The sequence below is a fragment of the Tolypothrix campylonemoides VB511288_2 genome (genome assembly GCF_045999855.1).
Lineage (GTDB): Bacteria > Cyanobacteriota > Cyanobacteriia > Cyanobacteriales > Nostocaceae > Scytonema > Scytonema bouteillei_A.
The window spans coordinates 291,066-308,820 of record NZ_JBFPMW010000010.1 but is presented as its reverse complement, the minus strand read 5'-3'; the positions used below and the strand labels follow the sequence as shown (position 1 = coordinate 308,820).

Sequence of the window (17,755 nt, the reverse complement as noted above, 5' to 3'; positions counted from 1 at the left end):
TCTAACCCCATTAATTAGAATTCTCTTGCAACCACGTCAATAAATCTGATTCATTAGAAAAATCTAACAGTGCAAGAGCTAAATTCTCTAGTTGCGCTACTGATAACCGAGTCATGCGTTGTTGCAATTGCTGAGCCACTCCGCCTATGCGGCGTTCAAGTTGACGCACAACTAACTGCAGTACTTCTTCCTGCTTAACTTCCTCTTTGACTTCTTCGCGAACTTCCTCTTTGACTTCTTCGCGAACTTCCTCTTTGACTTCTTCGCGAACTTCCTCTTTGACTTCTTCGCGAACTTCCTCTTTGACTTCTTCGCGAACTTCCTCGTAGTACCTTGTCTTCTTGATGTCAAAATCGCTCAATCTGAACATTTTAGCTAACTCCTGACGGTTAATACGTGGTAGTTTGTACAGTACAATTGTTTCTATCAAGTCTAACACTTGCTGTTGTGCCTGTTTGGGAAGTTCTGTACGTGCTTTGTCAACTAAATTTTGCGCTGCTCGTGGAGTACGTTTTTTTGTCTCCACAACTAGCTTCATGATTCCAACTCCCAAGGATTGTTCAGCTATATCCCCTAGCTCGTTTAAATACAAACATATGACTTGATCGCTTCCCAGTAAATTCACAAATGGATCTACTTCCATTGGCTCCATACTACGTCTAGCAAAAATTACAACGGCTCGCCACTTTTTAGTTGGCGCGTAAAGACGTATGTAGAGAAAAATTTCCGAGAATAACCTGGCGTATAGTTCGGGATCTTTCTGAAATTGAACTTCAACAAAGAAAATTGGTTTTTCCTTTAAATTAGGAGTGGGAAGAAATATTCCATCTATCCGAAAAGCTGTTTGTTTTAATTCCACGGAAGCAAAATCATAAGCACTTGCTTCCGTTTTTTGCTGGGAAATAAGTTCAAAAAAAGCCTCCGGAAATGTTTGAAATAGACGGTAAAAAATTGAGTCGGTTTTCATATCAGCCTAGATAAACATTCCTATTATTTTAGGAGGATGTGTGCCAAGCCTCAATTTATTTTTGTCTGGGCAATTGTAAGCCGTGCTATACAGGTAAAAACCACTTACTTGAGTTTCAAATCCTTGATTCTTCATTAGTCCTCAGTCAAGGAACAATTTCTACCAATGTACCCTTTTGTACAACCTGATATAATTCCTCTACATCTTTGTTCTTCAAAGAAGGACATCCCAATGTCCAGTTCGTGCGATCGTCGATCGTGTTGTCGCCGCCTTGAGGAACACCGTGAATACCAACTTCGCCACCGATAGGCTGAGACCAAGCAATTTTACCTTGAGTTTTTGCTTGGAAATGTTTTCTCCAGGATTGAGGGTTGGGATAATCTAACCACAGAAACTTTGACCATTGCGGGTGAGGGTATAAGTCTTTAATACGCAGGACACCTTCTGGAGTACGATTATCGCCTTGTTGTAACTTATCTCCTGTTGGATTACCACCGAAAACGACAGGGTAAGACTTTAATGGTTTTTGCTCGTAGTAAATCGTGAGCCTATGCTTTGACTTTTCAATCAAAATAGAAGTCTTATCCTTAACATTTGTACTGTTGATAAGTTGTGAAAGAGGTTGGTTGTAGTTCAAGAATTCTTTGCCTGTAGGAGGAGTATGCAAAACTTGTTGTGACAGACAACCTGTTAAACACAGTACTTCTGGAATTTCCGTAAAGGGCATAATAAATCCCTGACGCGCTAAAAGAAGATATAATGTTGAAAAACCGACTCCTAATAAGGCAATTCCAAGAAGAGATCTTTGATGATTTTTAGAAAAACTTTTCCAAAGCACGGTATTAAAAAAATATCTAAAGATAGAAGACCTTATCTGCTAGTGTAGTTGAGAAAATTTTCAATCCGCAAGGGAGTTTGACAGAAAAGTTCGAGCAATAGTTTTGGTTAACCAAAGTAGTAATTTACCAAGGCTTTTGAATGCGATCGCATTCACGGGGTTACAGCTATTCTTACACTTGCACAACCATAACATCTAATGAACTACCACTTTGTTTTTATTGAATGAGGGACATGGCAAATGTTCAAGGGTATTCGAGCCGTCTTTTTTTTCGTAGATGATGTTGTTGTCGCTGCTAATTGGTACAGCCAACTCCTAAATCTACCAATTAAGTATTTTTACATAAATAATGAAGTACGAGGAGCGCTTATTAATGTCATCGATGTTGAAATGTTTTTCCACCAAGCAGATGAGAAAATGCGACCGGGTAATGCAGGTCAGATTGCTTACTGGAGCGTAGACAGCTTTTATCAAGCAATGGAACTTGCCCAAAAGCATGGCGCTAAACTTTACCGAGGTCCATTAACGATTGAGAACAACCAGGCAATCTGTCAAATGTGGGACCCATTTGGAAATCTTTTTGGCTTACAAGGTTCTACTTTGGAATCTCCATGACAGTATGACCAACGATCGACTTTTAACCAGAAGTGTCATGAGGGCGATTGTTGAACACTACTACCAATGCGATCGCTGCGGCGCGATCGGTCATAATAATGCTGGGGCTGCGGAGGCAAATTTGCTAGCACCATTTAACTACCTAGCTTTTCTAACCTGCAATTTTGGTGAAACATGACTAACGATATGCGACGCGAGTTTACCAACCGCGATGAACTAGTAGCTTACCTCCGCGAACAATTTCCTGAAGCCGCACAACGCGATAACAATGTCAGCGAAACTATAGGCGGACGCAAAGCAGCCAATAAAGCATTGCAAAAAGTAGACCCAGCACGCTATGGAAAAACACGTAACTTTTTCACAGGTGCTGTGACTCGGCTGTCTCCCTACCTTCGCTATGGTGTACTCAGTTTGCGCGAAGTTAAAGACTACGCCCTAGAAAAAGTCAAAAACCAAGATGATGCTACAAAATTGGTTAATGAATTAGGCTGGCGCGATTATTGGCAGAGACTATATGCCAAACTAGGTGATGGAATTTGGAAAGACCAAGAAGAATATAAAACTGGTTACACTGTCTCTGAATATGCGCCCGAATTACCCGATGATATTAGGCAAGGAACCACAGGACGAGTTTGTATAGACAGCTTTAGCCGGGAGATGCGGGAGACTGGTTACCTCCACAACCATGCACGCATGTGGATGGCAGCGTATGTGGTGCATTGGCGGCGCATCCGTTGGCAACTCGGCGCAAAATGGTTTCTCGAACACCTTCTTGATGGTGACCCAGCCAGTAATAATATGTCTTGGCAATGGGTAGCCAGCACCTTCAGTCACAAACCCTATTTTTTCAACCGCGAAAATTTAGAACGATACACCGAAGGCGTTTACTGTCGCCAATGTCCTCTATACGGTCATTGCGATTTTGAAGGAAGTTATGAAGCCATAGAAGCAAAACTTTTTCCCAAAGGAGAATTTACCAAACAACCCAACAGTCAAAGTTGGCAAAAAGGGAAAAAGAGACGATAAGGTTCTTTTTCCCTTACTCTGAAAGTAAATTATGGCTTCATAGCCATAACATAACCGGAAATCTTCAATTATAGTGTGTTCTATCTTAATAGAGTGTAGATTGAGTAAGCGATTGTAGCTAAAATGTAACTAATGCTAGAAAAGCTAGAAGGTAAACAGCGTAAAAGATTACAAGAAGCACTAATGAGTGCATTTCCGTCCTTCACAAAGCTGGAGCAAATGGTGAGCTTCGGATTTAATGAAAATTTGGATAACTTAGCAGGAGGTTATAATTCTGATTTAGGGTATGTCATATTTAAACTGATTGAATGGTCTGAAGCAAAGGGAAAACTTCAACAACTACTTATAGTTGTACGTAGTGAAGAAGACGGAGGAAATTCTAGTAATACAAAGTTGAAGGAAATATGTGAAGAACTACAGCAGGGTCAGACTGTGAGGGGGCAATCTTATGAATTGATGAATCGAAGTCAATTTGACTTGACAGAAATAATTGCGGAATGTTGTAGTAACCTACTCGGTAAAAATGGACTCGTTGGTTTCGCTTTACCTTGCGATCACTATACTTGTTTAGAGAGTTTTTGTCGGCGTCTACAGAACGAATTTAATGGAAGAAATATTCAATGTCAAGATTCTCTATCACTCAACCCCAAGCACTCTTCGGTAGAGCTAGCTATAAAGAGAATCCAATCTGCAGCTAGCGTACCATACTGCTTTACCAGTTGCCTTAAATCCTGACTTGCTACACTTTCTACGAATTAACTTCTTTCTTGACCCTCCCGAACAACTTCCTTATACGGTAGAGTTTGAGTTTCTGACTTCTGGATTATGTCATGAAATTGATACAGACTTATATGAAATTGAGCCAGAAATTCGTGATGTTTTGTTGCAGGGATTGATGAGAAGGGAAAATGCTCCAGAAAGAATTCGAGATATTGCTACGCTGCTTTGGCAGTATATTGAAGAATATTCACCCTGGGTAGATAGAATTGAATTAGAGCAAGCTCAAAAATTGACTGCTCTTAATTTTTTAAATCCTGATAAGGCAAAGCAGTGGTTAGATAATTCACAAGCCAACGCTAGTAAAGTAGGATTGGAGCGAGAATGGTTCATAGCTATGCGTGAGGAAATTCAGCACATCTCTAATATTTCTACCTCACTGCTATTTTCTACTAAGAATGTAAGTTCTCAATTACACGATAATTACATTTATCATTCAGAAAAAATTCAACCAAAGGATGTTATTACTATCTTTGAGCAAATTACTATAATTCCAGATCCGATTAATGTTCCATTTCCACAAGCTGATAAGTTTGAGAGAATAATCGACTTACTTTGGCTACTAGCAGTAAAAGATTTAGCAGAAGAAGACATAACAAAGCATTATCAATTCAATGTGAGGCAAACCCGCTATTATACTTCGGCTGGAAGATACCTTGGGCTAATAAATAAATTCTCAGATATTTCTAATAATAAACTAATGTTTAGTTTGACTAATGAAGGAAAGTATATTGTATATGAGTCCAAAACAAAATGTCTTGATTTAGTCAAAGTAATCTTAAAACATAAAATTTTTTACAAAGTCTTTGGCTCTACCTTAAATTTAGGAATGATTCCATCAAATGAAGTCATAATTCAACTCATGTCTACAAGCGATCTAAATATGAGTGATAACACTATAAGAAGGCGAGCTAGTACTGTTCGAGGGTGGACAGATTGGATTTGGTCAAGTATAGATTGGAGTAAGGATTCAAGTTATTCCAACATCATGTAAATCTTGCCATAATAAGTATTTCTAGCAATTACCTTCAAATCCATATTCTCAATAAGAATTGGAAAATGCTTATGTTAACTTGTTTTATTGAAAATAAAGTTGGTTGCAAACCATAAAGCTAATCCTGAAAGTCCGTTTGTGCATAGCTTCCAACGCTCTCAATCCTTGCGGCTGGGGAATGGGAGATGTAGCTTTGCAAAATAGGTGCAACCTCATCTCAGTTCTAAGTTATAGTTTTATAGTTGATATCCTATACTCTATGTTAATAGAGGCACTGGTGACGCAATAAAGAGTTAATTAAGATTAAATAAGTCAAAAAATAGTTTAAATGTACTATAATTGCCCTTAGTTAGTTTTTTGAAAAAAATGGTATCAGTAAATAAACTAGTAAAACCTTTTTTGAAATGGGCAGGAGGAAAAAGACAGCTGATTCCGTCAATCATAGCAAATCATCTTCCCAAAGATTTTAACACAAAAGATAATACATATTTCGAGCCTTTTATAGGTGGAGGAGCACTCCTTTTAGCACTACAACCCAAGAAGGCAGTAATTAATGATATTAATACAGAATTGATTAACTGCTATCAAGTGATTAGAGATTCAGTAGATGAACTAATTAAGGATTTAGAAAAACATGAAAATGAAAAAAATTACTATTACGCAATTAGAAATTGGGATCGGGGAGAAGATTACAAGTACAAAACTCCAGTACAAAGAGCATCAAGAATTATATTTCTCAACAAAACTTGTTATAATGGGCTGTTTAGAGTTAATTCATTAGGGCAGTTTAACGTACCATTTGGTAAGTATAAAAAACCTAATATAGTAGATGTGTCTGTTTTAATCAATGTCAGTAAATATTTAAATCAAAATCAAGTAGAAATATTAAATGTGGATTTTCAAGAAGCTGTAAAAAATGCTAAGAAAGGAGATTTTCTGTATTTCGATCCTCCTTACGATCCAGTCTCCGACAGTGCATGCTTTACTGACTACTCTCTTAATGGATTTAGTAAAATTGACCAAAAAAGATTGAAAGAAACTGTAGACGAATTAGATTGTAGAGGATGTAAAGTTTTACTTAGTAATGCTTATACTCAATTCATTATAGAGCTATACAGCAATTATAAGAAGTTTAAAATATCTGCAATTAGAGCTATAAACTCAAATGCACTTAAAAGAGGAAAAGTAGACGAAATATTGATTAAAAATTATGATTAAGACATTAGATAATAGGGATAAAAACAGAAATGATATTGCTTGGCAAATATTATTTGAAAAATATTCTATTTTAGAAAATATCAATAAAAATGGTTTTTTTGAAATAGATTCTGCAACAATCAATGAAGTTAGAGAAAGTAGATTGATGGCAAAATTCGACCATCATGCGAACTTACCAGGATTATTTAAAAATAATAATTTATCCATATTACCAATTTCTAGAAAAAAGTATGTCATAGGTCATTTTGATACTTATTGTAAAGTTAAATATAATCACGCTATAAAACCCAATCATGTTAATTTTCCCTTAGAAATAAAGAGTATAGATTATACAAACTTATCTTCAGAAAGTATGGCTTTAAGTTGTGCTTTTAATACAGGTATTATAGATGCTGTTCTTGGAGGTGAAAAATCCTTTCACACTATTTCTGGTCGAATGTCTACAGGTAGTTTTAAATTCTTTATTAGCAACCTCTCAGAGAGTAAACCTTATGAGATTTGTGTTGATAATTCTCAATGTGAAATAGACGCAGGCTTTGAAAGTGAAACTTACCTACTGATACTTGAAGCAAAACTATATAATGTAGATGATTTTTTAATTAGGCAACTTTATTATCCATATAGGCTTTGGTCAAATAAGATAAAAAAGAAAGTCATTCCTGCTTTAATGACATATTCAAATTCTAATAATATTTTTAGCTTTTTTTTATACGAATTTGATAATTATTTGGATTACAACTCTATAAAGTTAAAAGAACAAAAAGATTATATTATATCTTCTGAAGAAATAACACAAAAGGATATATTAGGAATATTTCACTCTGTTATTCCAGTTGTTGAACCACCAAACGTTCCCTTTCCACAGGCAAATGATTTTGAAAAAATTGTAGATTTACTTACACTGATGTTAAATAAAGAATTAACAAAAGAAGAAATTACAACAAACTATCAATTTGATGTAAGACAAACAAATTACTACACAGATGCTACAAGATACCTTGGACTAGTTAATAGATATAAGGATTCAGATACGAAAGAAACAATGTTTCAGTTGACGGAGGAAGGGAAATATTTATTAAACAGGAAACATAAAGAAAAAATTCTTTCCTTAATTAGAAAAATTTTAGAACATGAGGCTTTCTACAAGTCCTTTCAGGCTACTCTTTCTACTAAAGTAGTACCATCTAGTCATGAAATCAGCAAGATTATGTTATCCTGTAACTTGGATTTAAATAACACAACTATCATCAGACGCTCTAGTACAGTTCGTGGATGGATCGAATGGATATTAAACATAATTTCAGATGAAGAGAAATAAAACTTTTTAGCTGAAAAAATTTTATCGCTATAAAAGCTGTGTTACGGAAAATCACTTATTCAGTACACTAAATGCAAGCGCAAGCGTTAGATAATTTAGTATGGGGTATTGCCGAGTAAAAGCCCTAATGAAATAAATTACGTAATCTAAAAATGACTAAACCAATCATCTGGATACACGGCGACTGTCTCAGCCCTCGAAACCCCGCACTTGAAGAATACCCCGATGCACCAGCAATTTGGGTTTGGGACGAAGCTTTGATAGAAGAATGGCAACTCGGCTTAAAGCGCCTCACCTTTATCTACGAATGCTTGCTAGAATTACAAGTTGTCATTCGCCGTGGCGATGTCGCAAAAGAAGTTTTAGCTTTTGCCAAAGAACATAATGCTAACAAAGTAGTCACAGCAGATAGTCCCAGCCCTCGATTTGATGCAATCTGTGACAAAATTGAAAATTCTTTGGAATTAGAAGTCTTTGAGGTAGAACCATTTTTTGACTACGACGGCTATATCGATCTCAAGCGCTTTTCCCGTTATTGGAAAGTAGCAGAACAGTATGTATTTGAGTAAACTTTGATTTGCGACTTATTCCTTAACATTCTGCAACATTTCTATAGACTCTTCACACCAACTGTTCCACGCCTTTTCATAACCAATACCCATCTTCAAAACGCTGTATTGACAGCGTTCACCATAAGACAATTCTTCTGAATGAGCAAAAAAGCGCTTTTCTATGTCTTCATATGCTTCCAACCGCTTCAAGTGGAGACGGCGGTTCTGTTCTAACTGTTGAAGCAACACTTGGGGAGACACCAAACCACCTGCAAAAACTTTAACTAAAATATCTTCCCGAATTGGTCCAAGTCCGCAGTCTTCGCCAATCCACTCCGTCAACTTTTGCTGTCCGAGTTCGGTTAGGTGGTAAATTTTCTTATCCAAAGGTTTTCCTTGGGCAATAACTTCAACGCCTACCCAGCCTTGTTCTTCCAGCTTTTTCAGTTCCCGATATATCTGTTGGTGAGTTGCTTGCCAGAAATAACCAACACTATCTTCAAATTCCTTTGCAATTTCATAGCCACTGCAGGCTTTTTTCGCCAACAAAGACATAACAGCGTGCGCTAGCGCCACGATCGCAACCTCTTGACACGAACATTGTATTGAATATACATTAGCAAAAATAGGTTTTATGCAAAAAGTTGCATAAACATAATTTGATTAAAAAAGTTGCCCCAAGAACGGCATTCCTGAAAATGGCTGTAATAATAAGGAACGCCTGTATGGTCGTGCAATGTTGAGAATTTCTACAAGGGCAGAACACTTATGAGCGATGGGTCTGTAAAGCACGATACGGCATTGCCAATGAGCAGTAGTAACTTAGTGGAAGCCATGCCACCACTAAAATTGAGACGGTGGAGATTTATTTTGGTAGGTGCGATCGCAACCCTAGCACTACTAAGTCTGACAATTACAAATCAAAAGAAAGACACACCAAAAACTTCTCCTGTCCGTATTATCCCAGTTAAAACACAACGAATAGAAGCAGTTAAGTCCTACCAAGTGTTGCAAACTTATACAGGGGAAGTAGCAGCATTACGAGCCAGTGAGTTGGGGTTTGAGCGATCGGGAAGAGTCGTTAAGCTCAATGTCGATCGCGGCGATCGCATAACAAAGGGAACTGCCCTAGCACAACTCGATACTAGTAATTTAGAAACTCAACTGCAAGAATTGCTTGCCCGTAAAGCTCAAGCTGTAGCAGTTCTAGAAGAACTCAAAGCAGGACCGCGCTCCGAAAAAATCGCTGCAGCTCGCGCCCAAGTCAGACAATTAGAAGAACTTTTAAAGCTAGACGAAATCAAACGTTCTCGAAGACAAGATTTATACACTCAAGGAGCCATTTCCAGAGAGCAGTATGATGAAGTGGCTTTCAACGCCAATGCCTTAATGCAACGTCTAGCAGTTGCTCGCAGTGAATTAGATGAACTTCTAGCAGGAACGCGTAAAGAACAGATTGCAGCGCAGCAAGCAGCAGTCAAACAGTTAGATGCCAGCATTGCCGAAGTCAAAGTTAACATTGGCAAGAGCACTATCAAAGCTCCTTTTTCCGGAATTATTGCTGCACGTCGCCTAGATGAAGGTACTGTTGTCAGTGCAGGTCAATCAGTCGTGCGCTTGGTAGAAAACGCCAACCCAGAAGTAGAAATTGGAGTCCCAGTGCAATTGACCGCTCAGATAAAACCAGGTAGCCAAAAGAACGTGCAAGTTGGACAAACAATTTACCGAGGTAGAGTTTTATCAATTTTGCCAGAAGTCAACCCCACAACTCGTACCCGCACTGTAATACTGACATTAGAGAATTCTTTAGCCCCATCGGTCGCACCCGGACAAATTGCAAGATTAGCCATTCCACAAACCATTTCAACAACTGGGTATTGGTTACCAATTGCTGCATTGGTAAAAGGGGAACGCGGTCTGTGGTCTTGTTATGCCTTAACAACCGAAAAAAATTCACAAGAAGAAACACAATCTTACCGAGTCAAACAGCGCAACGTAGAAGTATTGCACACCCAGGGAAACCGCGTTCTCGTGCGAGGAACACTCCAACCGAGTGACACGGTGATAGTCGATGGTACTCAAAGAATTGTACCCGGTCAGCTAGTTCAGCCGACATTTTAAGTAGCGATTAGCGATTGGGGAATGGCGATTGGGTATGAGTTATCAGTACTTCTCCCTTGTCCTCCTTGTCCCCCTTGTCTCCCTTATCCCCCTTGTCCCCATTCCCTCAAATGTTCACTCTTTTCTACCGCAACCGCCAACTGCTCATTCTCACCTTGACACTCATTCTTGTCTGGGGGCTATCTTCTTTCTTTTCCCTTCCCCGCCTAGAAGATCCAGAAATAACCCAAAGAGTGTCAACTGTTACAACGATATTTCCCGGAGCCACTGCTGAGAGAGTAGAAACATTAGTCACAGAACCTATTGAGCAAGAATTATCAGAGATTGAAGAAGTAGATGTTCTTGAATCTCGGTCTGATAGTGGAATTTCCGTCGTTACCGTCAACCTGAAAGAAACAGTAAAAGACGTTGATAAGGTTTGGGCAAGAGTTCGGAGTCATATTGATGATGTAGTTCCACAACTGCCACCAGGAGCATTACAGCCCAAGTACAAAGACCAAGAAGTAAAAGCCAATTCCCTTATTGCTGGCTTAGTTTGGCAAAATAACACACCTATAAATTACGCAGTATTACGTAGGCAAGCAGAAACATTAGAAGATAGAATGCGATCGCTATACGGTACCGATAAAGTGGAACTCTTTGGCGATCCAGACGAAGAAATTCGCGTCGAAATCGATCCCGCTCATTTGGCAATGTTAGGGTTAACCACTGAAGAATTATCCCGTCAGATCCAAGCTAGTGATGCCAAGGTCAGTGCGGGACAACTTCGCAGCACCACTAATGAACTCTTGTTTGAAGTATCCGGGGAATTAGACTCTCTCGATCGCATTCGCAATATTCCCATTCGCGCCAATGGCTTGGCACAAGTAACACGTTTAAGCGACATTGCTCAAGTTAGCAAAGGTATTGTTGAGCCAGCAAATAGTTTAGCCTTTGTTTCTGGCAAACCCGCCATTATTATCGCAGCGACAGTTGAGTCGGGAATCCGAGTCGATTCTTGGGCAGAATCAGCACGTGAAGTTCTCAAAAAATTTCAATCCGAATTACCCAATGGTCTCGGGATCGAAACCGTTCTTGACCAAAGCCATTATGTCAAGAATCGTCTTAGAGGGGTCATTCAAGAATTGGTCACTGGTTCGGTGCTAGCCATGGTCGTGATTTTATTTGCAATGGGCTGGCGCTCTGCGGTGGTAGTTGGTGCAACTTTGCCCTTAGCAACCCTACTGGTGTTTGGTGGAATGAAAGTTTTAGGCGTTCCCTTGCATCAAATATCAATGACGGGATTAATTATTGCTATCGGTCTGTTAATAGATAATGCCATATGTATGGCAGATGAAGTGCAAATTCGACTGCATCAGGGAATGAATCCGCAAGATGCAATTGCAGATAGCGTCCATCACATGGGCATTCCCTTGCTCAGTTCAACTGTAACAACAGTGTTAGCATTTTTACCCATTGCTCTAGCTCCTGGCGGTGTAGGGGAATTCACTGGCACTATTGGAATTAGCGGAATTCTTGGACTCATCAGTTCATTGTTTATTTCACTGACTGTTCTTCCTGCTTTGTCAGGTTTACTTCACCAAAGGAAGCAAAATTCTCGAATTCCAACTTGGCTGGAACAAGGCTTCTCCCATCCGAGCTTGACCCGAATTTACCGTTGGACATTACAGAAAACATTTACCCGACCCATGCTTGCAGTCAGTTTGGCGCTCCTAATACCAGTGGTTGGGTTTACCCTCAGTTTGGATCTAAAACAGCAATTTTTCCCTCCCTCAGGTCGAAACCAGTTTTATATTGATTTTGAATTGCCAAGCCAAGCTGCTTTAAGCCAGACACAAGCCCAAGTTCTGCAAGCACGGAATTTAATTCTCAAGCATCCTGATATTGTTGATGTCCACTGGTTGGTGGGGGAAAGTGCGCCAACTTTCTATTACAACGTCGTTGGTACAAGGGAAAATGCAGCCAATTATGCCCAAGGACTCGTGCAATTGCGACCAAACGTTTTACCCACTCCGATTATTCAAAGCTTACAGAGCGAGCTAGACAAAGCATTTCCCAGCGCTCAAGTCTTAGTACGGCAAATTGAGCAAGGACCCCCCTTTGATGCACCCGTCGAAGTTCGCGTGTACGGACCCGACTTAGAAAAACTCCGGGAATTGGGGAATCAAATTCGTGCAGAATTATCGCAAATTCAAGATGTACTTCACACTCGTGCTAGTTTGACAGAAGCACAACCAAAATTAGCCATAAAAGTTGATGAAGAACAAGCACGAGTTGTGGGACTCGATCGCAGTGGGATCGCCCGTCAACTAGACACGACTCTTGAAGGTACAACAGGAGGTTCTGTATTAGAATCAACCGAAGAATTACCCGTGCGTGTACGTGTCTCTGACTCCAACCGTAGCGATCTAGACCGAATTGCTGCTCTCGACTTACTACCGAGCCAAACTTCATCTTCAGAAAACAATCAAACTATTCCTCTTGCATCTGTTGGTCAAGTACAGCTAGTTCCAGATTTAGCCTTGATTCCCCGTCGCGATCGAAGACGAGTTAACATTGTTCAAGGATTTATCACCTCCGGGGCTTTACCCGCAGTTGTTCTCTCTGAATTTCAACGACGCATACATTTAAAGAATTTACAACTGCCTCCAGGGTACACTTTAGAATTTGGTGGAGAAGCAGAAGAGCGCGGTACTGCGATCGCCAATTTGTTATCTACAGTAGGAGTCTTAGGGGTGCTGATGACGGCAACATTAGTACTGACATTTAACTCATTTGCTGTGGCTGGATGCATTGGTATCGTTGCGTTACTTTCAGTGGGATTGGGACTGCTAGGTCTATGGATATCTGGCTACCCTTTTGGTTTCACAGCAATTCTCGGTACTATTGGGCTTATAGGAATTGCAGTCAATGAAGCTACTGTTGTTCTGGCAGCTTTGCAGGCAGATCCTCGTGCTAGTTTGGGCGATCGTTCAGCAGTACAAGAAGTCGTTGTGCATTCCACCCGCCATATGATTGCCACAACTATCACTGATACTGCTGGCTTTACACCGCTTTTGTTCGATCCAACGGGTTTCTGGAATCCACTGGCAATTATCATTGCTGGTGGTTTGGGAGGCGTAACTCTGCTATCACTTTACTTCGTTCCTTCGGTATACCTGCTACTGGTACGTAGGAAGAAATCAGTCCCTACCTCTGCTTCACATCCCCTACCGCTCTCCTACAATAATATTCCTCCTATTTAATTTTTGAAATATATGTAGTGGCAATGCCCACTACATATGTCTGTTAGTGCAATACGTTCAGTTAACAATATCTAATCCTTGAGGATTCAAATTAAAATTTTTTAATGTGTTTAACTGAAATTTGGTTTGAAGGAAAATTATCTGTTAACGAAAGCAGATTTAAACGTTTGAGGTGATTGCGTTTTTCCAGCCAAAATTGACAAATATCTGTCACCAATTTTTTGTCTTCCGGCGTCAAACTATCATCTGAATTACCTGAAGCTAAAATTTTAGCTACTTTTGCAGCAATTTTTAAATCCACACCATATCTGATGAGTTTTGCATGGTACAGTATCTCTTTCTCTTCCTGCGACATGAAAATCTCGTTGTTCATTAGCTCAAAGTTTAAAAAAAATTAAATAGAATATTTGACTTAGATTATTGTAAATTTCTCATCTTATAGAAGCTATAAAAAGAGAGATTAAGAGTACCATCTAAAGATGGTAGACAAAATTTATTATATGTGTATATAAAATAGTTGTATAGAAACGTACATAAAAACTTAGTAATTTTTCGGGAGATAAACTGCTATATTGCTGAAGTCTATTCTTTTACATAAATATGACTGAGAAATATCTGCCTGATGAACTCAACTTCAGTTATTTAAATCTAATTAATCAAAATAAACACTATCCTGTAGGTAGGTGGGCGGAAAAATGTCTAAATACGTAATGAAAAGTAAAATTTCTATATTTGGCTTTTAGTAGCGCTGTCTGTCCCTGCAACACCTAAGGACAGCGAACTCGTGCATCGCAACTAGAAACCAGTGATAAATATTTTTACCGACTTACTTAATTCCCTAAAAATATTGCAGGAGTATGAATACCGTAAACATAATTGCTCAACAAAATTCATTTGTTCTAAATGCGGATGGAATTTTAGATTTCTATCAATAGAACATGGAACAATTACAAGCCAGTCAACTCAAACTTGGCGAAATTTATGAAATAGAGTTTCTCAATGGTTCCAATTGATAGTAAAGTTTACAGGTTTCAAAGCTGGACGTTACTATTTTTTCAATAATGATGAGAACCAGTTCTCAATTTCTAACAACTGTGTTCAGTATTACCGCTTTTACAAATTAAGCTAAATCAGGTTTACATTAATGGAATAACGAGGACATTAATTTAAGCTTCGCTCCTGCTATTGTAGCGATTAATGTAAGGCATTTCAATTGAAACTGCGATCGCTTTCTGATAAAAAATTATACGCCGATTGTGTTGAAGATCCGCTATTCAAAGACGTGTTATCACTACTCAGACATATTGAAACTGTCTGACTTTGATAGTGACGAAGCGCAACAATTGCAACGATAATTACACATACAGTACTAAGGTATAAAAGTTTCATATTAAATATTTTATAAACGATCGGATATCAAGCCCTTTAAATACAAAAAACTAAAGCTAATGTTTCTCAATTTAAATTTAGTTTTGTATTTTTCATCCAATATCAAACACAGTTATATTCACGTATTGTTTGATAGGGCAAAAACAATAGTTCCAAGGCTCACTGCTACAGAAGTTTGTTGATATATGAGTTTCATCTTTACGATACCTCGGTGATTTTTTAGAGTCTGCGAGCTATTTACAATCGTAGGCTTATCTGTTACGCGCCCAGTAACCACTGCTTGATGCAATCTCATCAATGCATCAACATCTTCTGACTCATATCCAGTTTCCAGCAACTTTTGCAATCTATTGACAGTAGCAATACTCAAATATCCAGAAGTTATTGCTTTTCGTACTAGCTCACTAATTAAAGGCATATTTTCAATATAGGGTTTATAGCGATACGGCTTGAGCCGTTAAGCTTTGTTTATCGCGTGTTGCATCAAGTAATCTTTCGTTACTGCAAGAGCAATATTTGAAAGGTTCGCTTCAAATTTAAATTAGAAAGTTTTCATCGTACATCACCCTACAAGGTCACCCAATAGGGTGAGGTCATAATATCTACCCTAATTTAGTAGACTTTATAAGATATTTGTACGGTAGCTAATTCAATCTCATTCCACTACAGATAAAAGTCATAAATTTTATATGACTTTAGTCATATCTTTGCGATCGCAATATCGTGTAATGCATTTTTTCTATTTTGAAGCCCTACAAATTACCCGACTTCCTGAAGAAGTCGGGTTGCTGAGCGATTAAAAACTGGGATTAGCTGGATTAGCTTTCCCTATCCAAACGCAGAACAGCCATAAAAGCTTCCTGAGGGACATCCACCGTACCCACCGACTTCATGCGCTTTTTACCTTTTGCCTGTTTCTGCAAGAGTTTCTTCTTACGGCTGATATCACCGCCATAGCACTTAGCAAGAACGTCTTTGCGTAATGCTGGAATATGTTCGCTGGCAATTACCTTACTTCCAATAGACGCTTGAATGGGGACTTTAAATTGATGGCGGGGAATGAGTTCTTTAAGTTTTTCCGCCATCGATCGCCCAACACCGTAAGCTTTATCGCGGTGAACGATCATTGCTAAGGAATCAACTGGGTCACCATTAATGAGAATATCTAACCTGACTAAGGGATTTTCTCGGTAACCAATCAATTGATATTCCATACTCGCATAACCCCGAGAGCGAGACTTCATTTGGTCAAAAAAGTCGGTAACCACTTCCGCTAAAGGTAGCTCGTATGTTAGTGTAGTACGCCCTTGGGTGAGGTATTTCATATCCTTAAATACACCACGCCGATTTTGCGCCAACTCCATCAAAGTCCCAACGTAAGTTTCCGGCGTAATCATGTCTACCTGAACGTAGGGTTCCTCAATTTTTTCCCGTTCGTTAGGTGAGGGTAAGTGGCTGGGGTTATCAACATAAATTTCCTCGCCTTTAACGGTTGTCACCTTGTACACGACTGACGGCGCAGTAATAATAAGATCCAAGTCGTACTCTCGTTCCAAGCGTTCTTGGACAATCTCCATATGGAGCAAACCCAAGAAGCCGCAACGGAAACCAAAACCCATCGCACTTGAGGTTTCCGGTTCAAAATGCAATGCAGCGTCATTGAGTTTGAGTTTGTCCAATGCTTCGCGCAAATCCTCAAATTGGTCAGCATCAATGGGGAACATTCCACAGAAGACCATTGGGTTTGCTTCTGTATAACCGGGTAATGGTTCAGTCGCTTTGGCTCCAGAGAGGGTCACAGTATCACCTACCCGTGCATCTGCTACAGCTTTGATTGCTGCTGATAGGTAGCCCACTTCTCCGGCGTGTAATTCATCGACTTGCTTTTGAGTGGGAGAAAGGACTCCAACCTCATCAATTTCGTATTCTTTACCAGATGCCATGAGGTAGATGCGATCGCCTTTCTTTAACTTACCGTCCATGACCCGGAAATAAACAATTACGCCCCGGTAACTATCATAATAGCTATCAAAAATCAATGCTCTGAGACGCTCATCAACCGTATTTTGCGGTGATGGTATCCGCTCAACAATTGCTTCTAAAATGTCATCAACGCCAATGCCTTCCTTCGCAGAAGCCAAAATTGCACCACTGCAATCCAAACCAATAATCTCTTCAATTTCCTTAATCACTCGGTCTGGTTCTGCCCCTGGCAAATCAATTTTATTCAGCACTGGTATAATTTCCAAATTATGCTCTAGAGCCAAATAAACGTTTGCCAAGGTTTGAGCTTCGACACCTTGAGAAGCATCTACAACAAGCAGTGCGCCTTCACAAGCAGCAAGACTGCGAGATACCTCATAGGAAAAGTCTACGTGTCCCGGAGTATCAATAAGATTCAGGACATACGTCTGACCATCTTTTGCTTTATAATTCATTCGGGCAGCTTGCAGCTTAATGGTAATGCCGCGCTCCCGTTCAAGATCCATGTTATCGAGAAACTGTTCTTTCATTTCTCGCTGCTCCACAGTACCAGTCACTTGTAACAAGCGATCGGCGAGGGTAGATTTTCCGTGGTCTATATGAGCAATAATACAGAAATTGCGAATGCGAGATGCGGGAACGTCAGTCATATACTTCTTTGCTTTAGAGGCAACAAGGAATAAAAGAGCAATATACTTTAACGTATTGTAATG

General features: G+C 39.3%; 16 protein-coding genes. 10 read left to right on the top strand and 6 right to left on the bottom strand.

The window, feature by feature from the left end; all coding sequences use genetic code 11:
• Positions 1 to 10: 10 nt before the first annotated feature.
• Together AB0756_RS27295 and AB0756_RS27290 are read right to left on the bottom strand one after the other, a co-directional pair.
• Positions 11 to 967: an Rpn family recombination-promoting nuclease/putative transposase gene (locus AB0756_RS27295; protein ID WP_038071885.1), complete on the bottom strand. Its 957-nt coding sequence runs from the start codon at positions 965 to 967 to the stop codon at positions 11 to 13.
• A gap of 145 nt (positions 968 to 1,112) precedes the next feature.
• Positions 1,113 to 1,694: a L,D-transpeptidase family protein gene (locus tag AB0756_RS27290; RefSeq protein ID WP_082051623.1), complete on the bottom strand. Its 582-nt coding sequence runs from the start codon at positions 1,692 to 1,694 to the stop codon at positions 1,113 to 1,115.
• A gap of 351 nt (positions 1,695 to 2,045) precedes the next feature.
• Between AB0756_RS27290 and AB0756_RS27285 the strand changes: the two genes are divergently transcribed.
• From AB0756_RS27285 to AB0756_RS27250, 8 genes are all read left to right on the top strand, one after another.
• A complete protein-coding gene (locus tag AB0756_RS27285) occupies positions 2,046 to 2,420 on the top strand; it encodes a VOC family protein (RefSeq protein ID WP_038071882.1) in 375 nt (124 codons plus the stop codon).
• A 4-nt stretch (positions 2,421 to 2,424) separates the two neighbouring features.
• Positions 2,425 to 2,598, top strand: a complete 174-nt coding sequence (locus AB0756_RS27280) for a hypothetical protein (RefSeq protein WP_153021555.1) — start codon at positions 2,425 to 2,427, stop codon at positions 2,596 to 2,598.
• The gene (locus AB0756_RS27275; protein WP_038071880.1) at positions 2,595 to 3,446 is read left to right on the top strand and encodes an FAD-binding domain-containing protein; all 852 of its coding nucleotides are present in this window, start codon (positions 2,595 to 2,597) and stop codon (positions 3,444 to 3,446) included. Before AB0756_RS27280 ends, AB0756_RS27275 begins: the two co-directional genes overlap by 4 nt.
• Before the next feature lie 132 nt (positions 3,447 to 3,578).
• Positions 3,579 to 4,181 (top strand): effector-associated domain EAD1-containing protein, encoded by a 603-nt coding sequence (locus AB0756_RS27270; protein WP_038071878.1) that lies wholly within the window; start codon positions 3,579 to 3,581, stop codon positions 4,179 to 4,181.
• Position 4,182: 1 nt separating this feature from the next.
• Positions 4,183 to 5,217: a DUF7226 domain-containing protein gene (locus AB0756_RS27265; protein ID WP_050045274.1), complete on the top strand. Its 1,035-nt coding sequence runs from the start codon at positions 4,183 to 4,185 to the stop codon at positions 5,215 to 5,217.
• Positions 5,218 to 5,583: 366 nt separating this feature from the next.
• Positions 5,584 to 6,435: a DNA adenine methylase gene (locus AB0756_RS27260; protein WP_038071876.1), complete on the top strand. Its 852-nt coding sequence runs from the start codon at positions 5,584 to 5,586 to the stop codon at positions 6,433 to 6,435.
• Complete coding sequence (locus AB0756_RS27255; RefSeq protein WP_038071874.1) at positions 6,428 to 7,753, top strand: type II restriction enzyme; 1,326 nt, start codon at positions 6,428 to 6,430, stop codon at positions 7,751 to 7,753. Before AB0756_RS27260 ends, AB0756_RS27255 begins: the two co-directional genes overlap by 8 nt.
• Positions 7,754 to 7,905: 152 nt before the next feature.
• Complete coding sequence (locus AB0756_RS27250) at positions 7,906 to 8,322, top strand: DNA polymerase (RefSeq protein ID WP_038071873.1); 417 nt, start codon at positions 7,906 to 7,908, stop codon at positions 8,320 to 8,322.
• Positions 8,323 to 8,337: 15 nt separating this feature from the next.
• Here AB0756_RS27250 and AB0756_RS27245 read toward each other — a convergent pair whose 3' ends face one another.
• Positions 8,338 to 8,880, bottom strand: a complete 543-nt coding sequence (locus AB0756_RS27245) for a PadR family transcriptional regulator (RefSeq protein ID WP_038071871.1) — start codon at positions 8,878 to 8,880, stop codon at positions 8,338 to 8,340.
• A gap of 192 nt (positions 8,881 to 9,072) precedes the next feature.
• On the opposite strand from AB0756_RS27245, the gene AB0756_RS27240 reads away from it, so the two are divergent.
• Together AB0756_RS27240 and AB0756_RS27235 are read left to right on the top strand one after the other, a co-directional pair.
• A complete protein-coding gene (locus tag AB0756_RS27240; protein WP_202048643.1) occupies positions 9,073 to 10,425 on the top strand; it encodes an efflux RND transporter periplasmic adaptor subunit in 1,353 nt (450 codons plus the stop codon).
• A 110-nt stretch (positions 10,426 to 10,535) separates the two neighbouring features.
• Entirely contained in the window at positions 10,536 to 13,670 is a 3,135-nt protein-coding gene (locus AB0756_RS27235) for an efflux RND transporter permease subunit (RefSeq protein WP_038071869.1), read from the top strand.
• Positions 13,671 to 13,761: 91 nt separating this feature from the next.
• On the opposite strand, the gene AB0756_RS27230 is transcribed toward AB0756_RS27235, so the two are convergent.
• The 3 genes from AB0756_RS27230 to lepA form a co-directional block, all read right to left on the bottom strand.
• A complete protein-coding gene (locus AB0756_RS27230) occupies positions 13,762 to 14,025 on the bottom strand; it encodes a hypothetical protein (RefSeq protein ID WP_063779455.1) in 264 nt (87 codons plus the stop codon).
• A gap of 1,152 nt (positions 14,026 to 15,177) precedes the next feature.
• Positions 15,178 to 15,477, bottom strand: a complete 300-nt coding sequence (locus AB0756_RS27225; protein ID WP_038071868.1) for a hypothetical protein — start codon at positions 15,475 to 15,477, stop codon at positions 15,178 to 15,180.
• Positions 15,478 to 15,877: 400 nt separating this feature from the next.
• A complete protein-coding gene (gene lepA / locus AB0756_RS27220) occupies positions 15,878 to 17,692 on the bottom strand; it encodes a translation elongation factor 4 (protein ID WP_038071866.1) in 1,815 nt (604 codons plus the stop codon).
• Positions 17,693 to 17,755 lie beyond the last annotated feature (63 nt).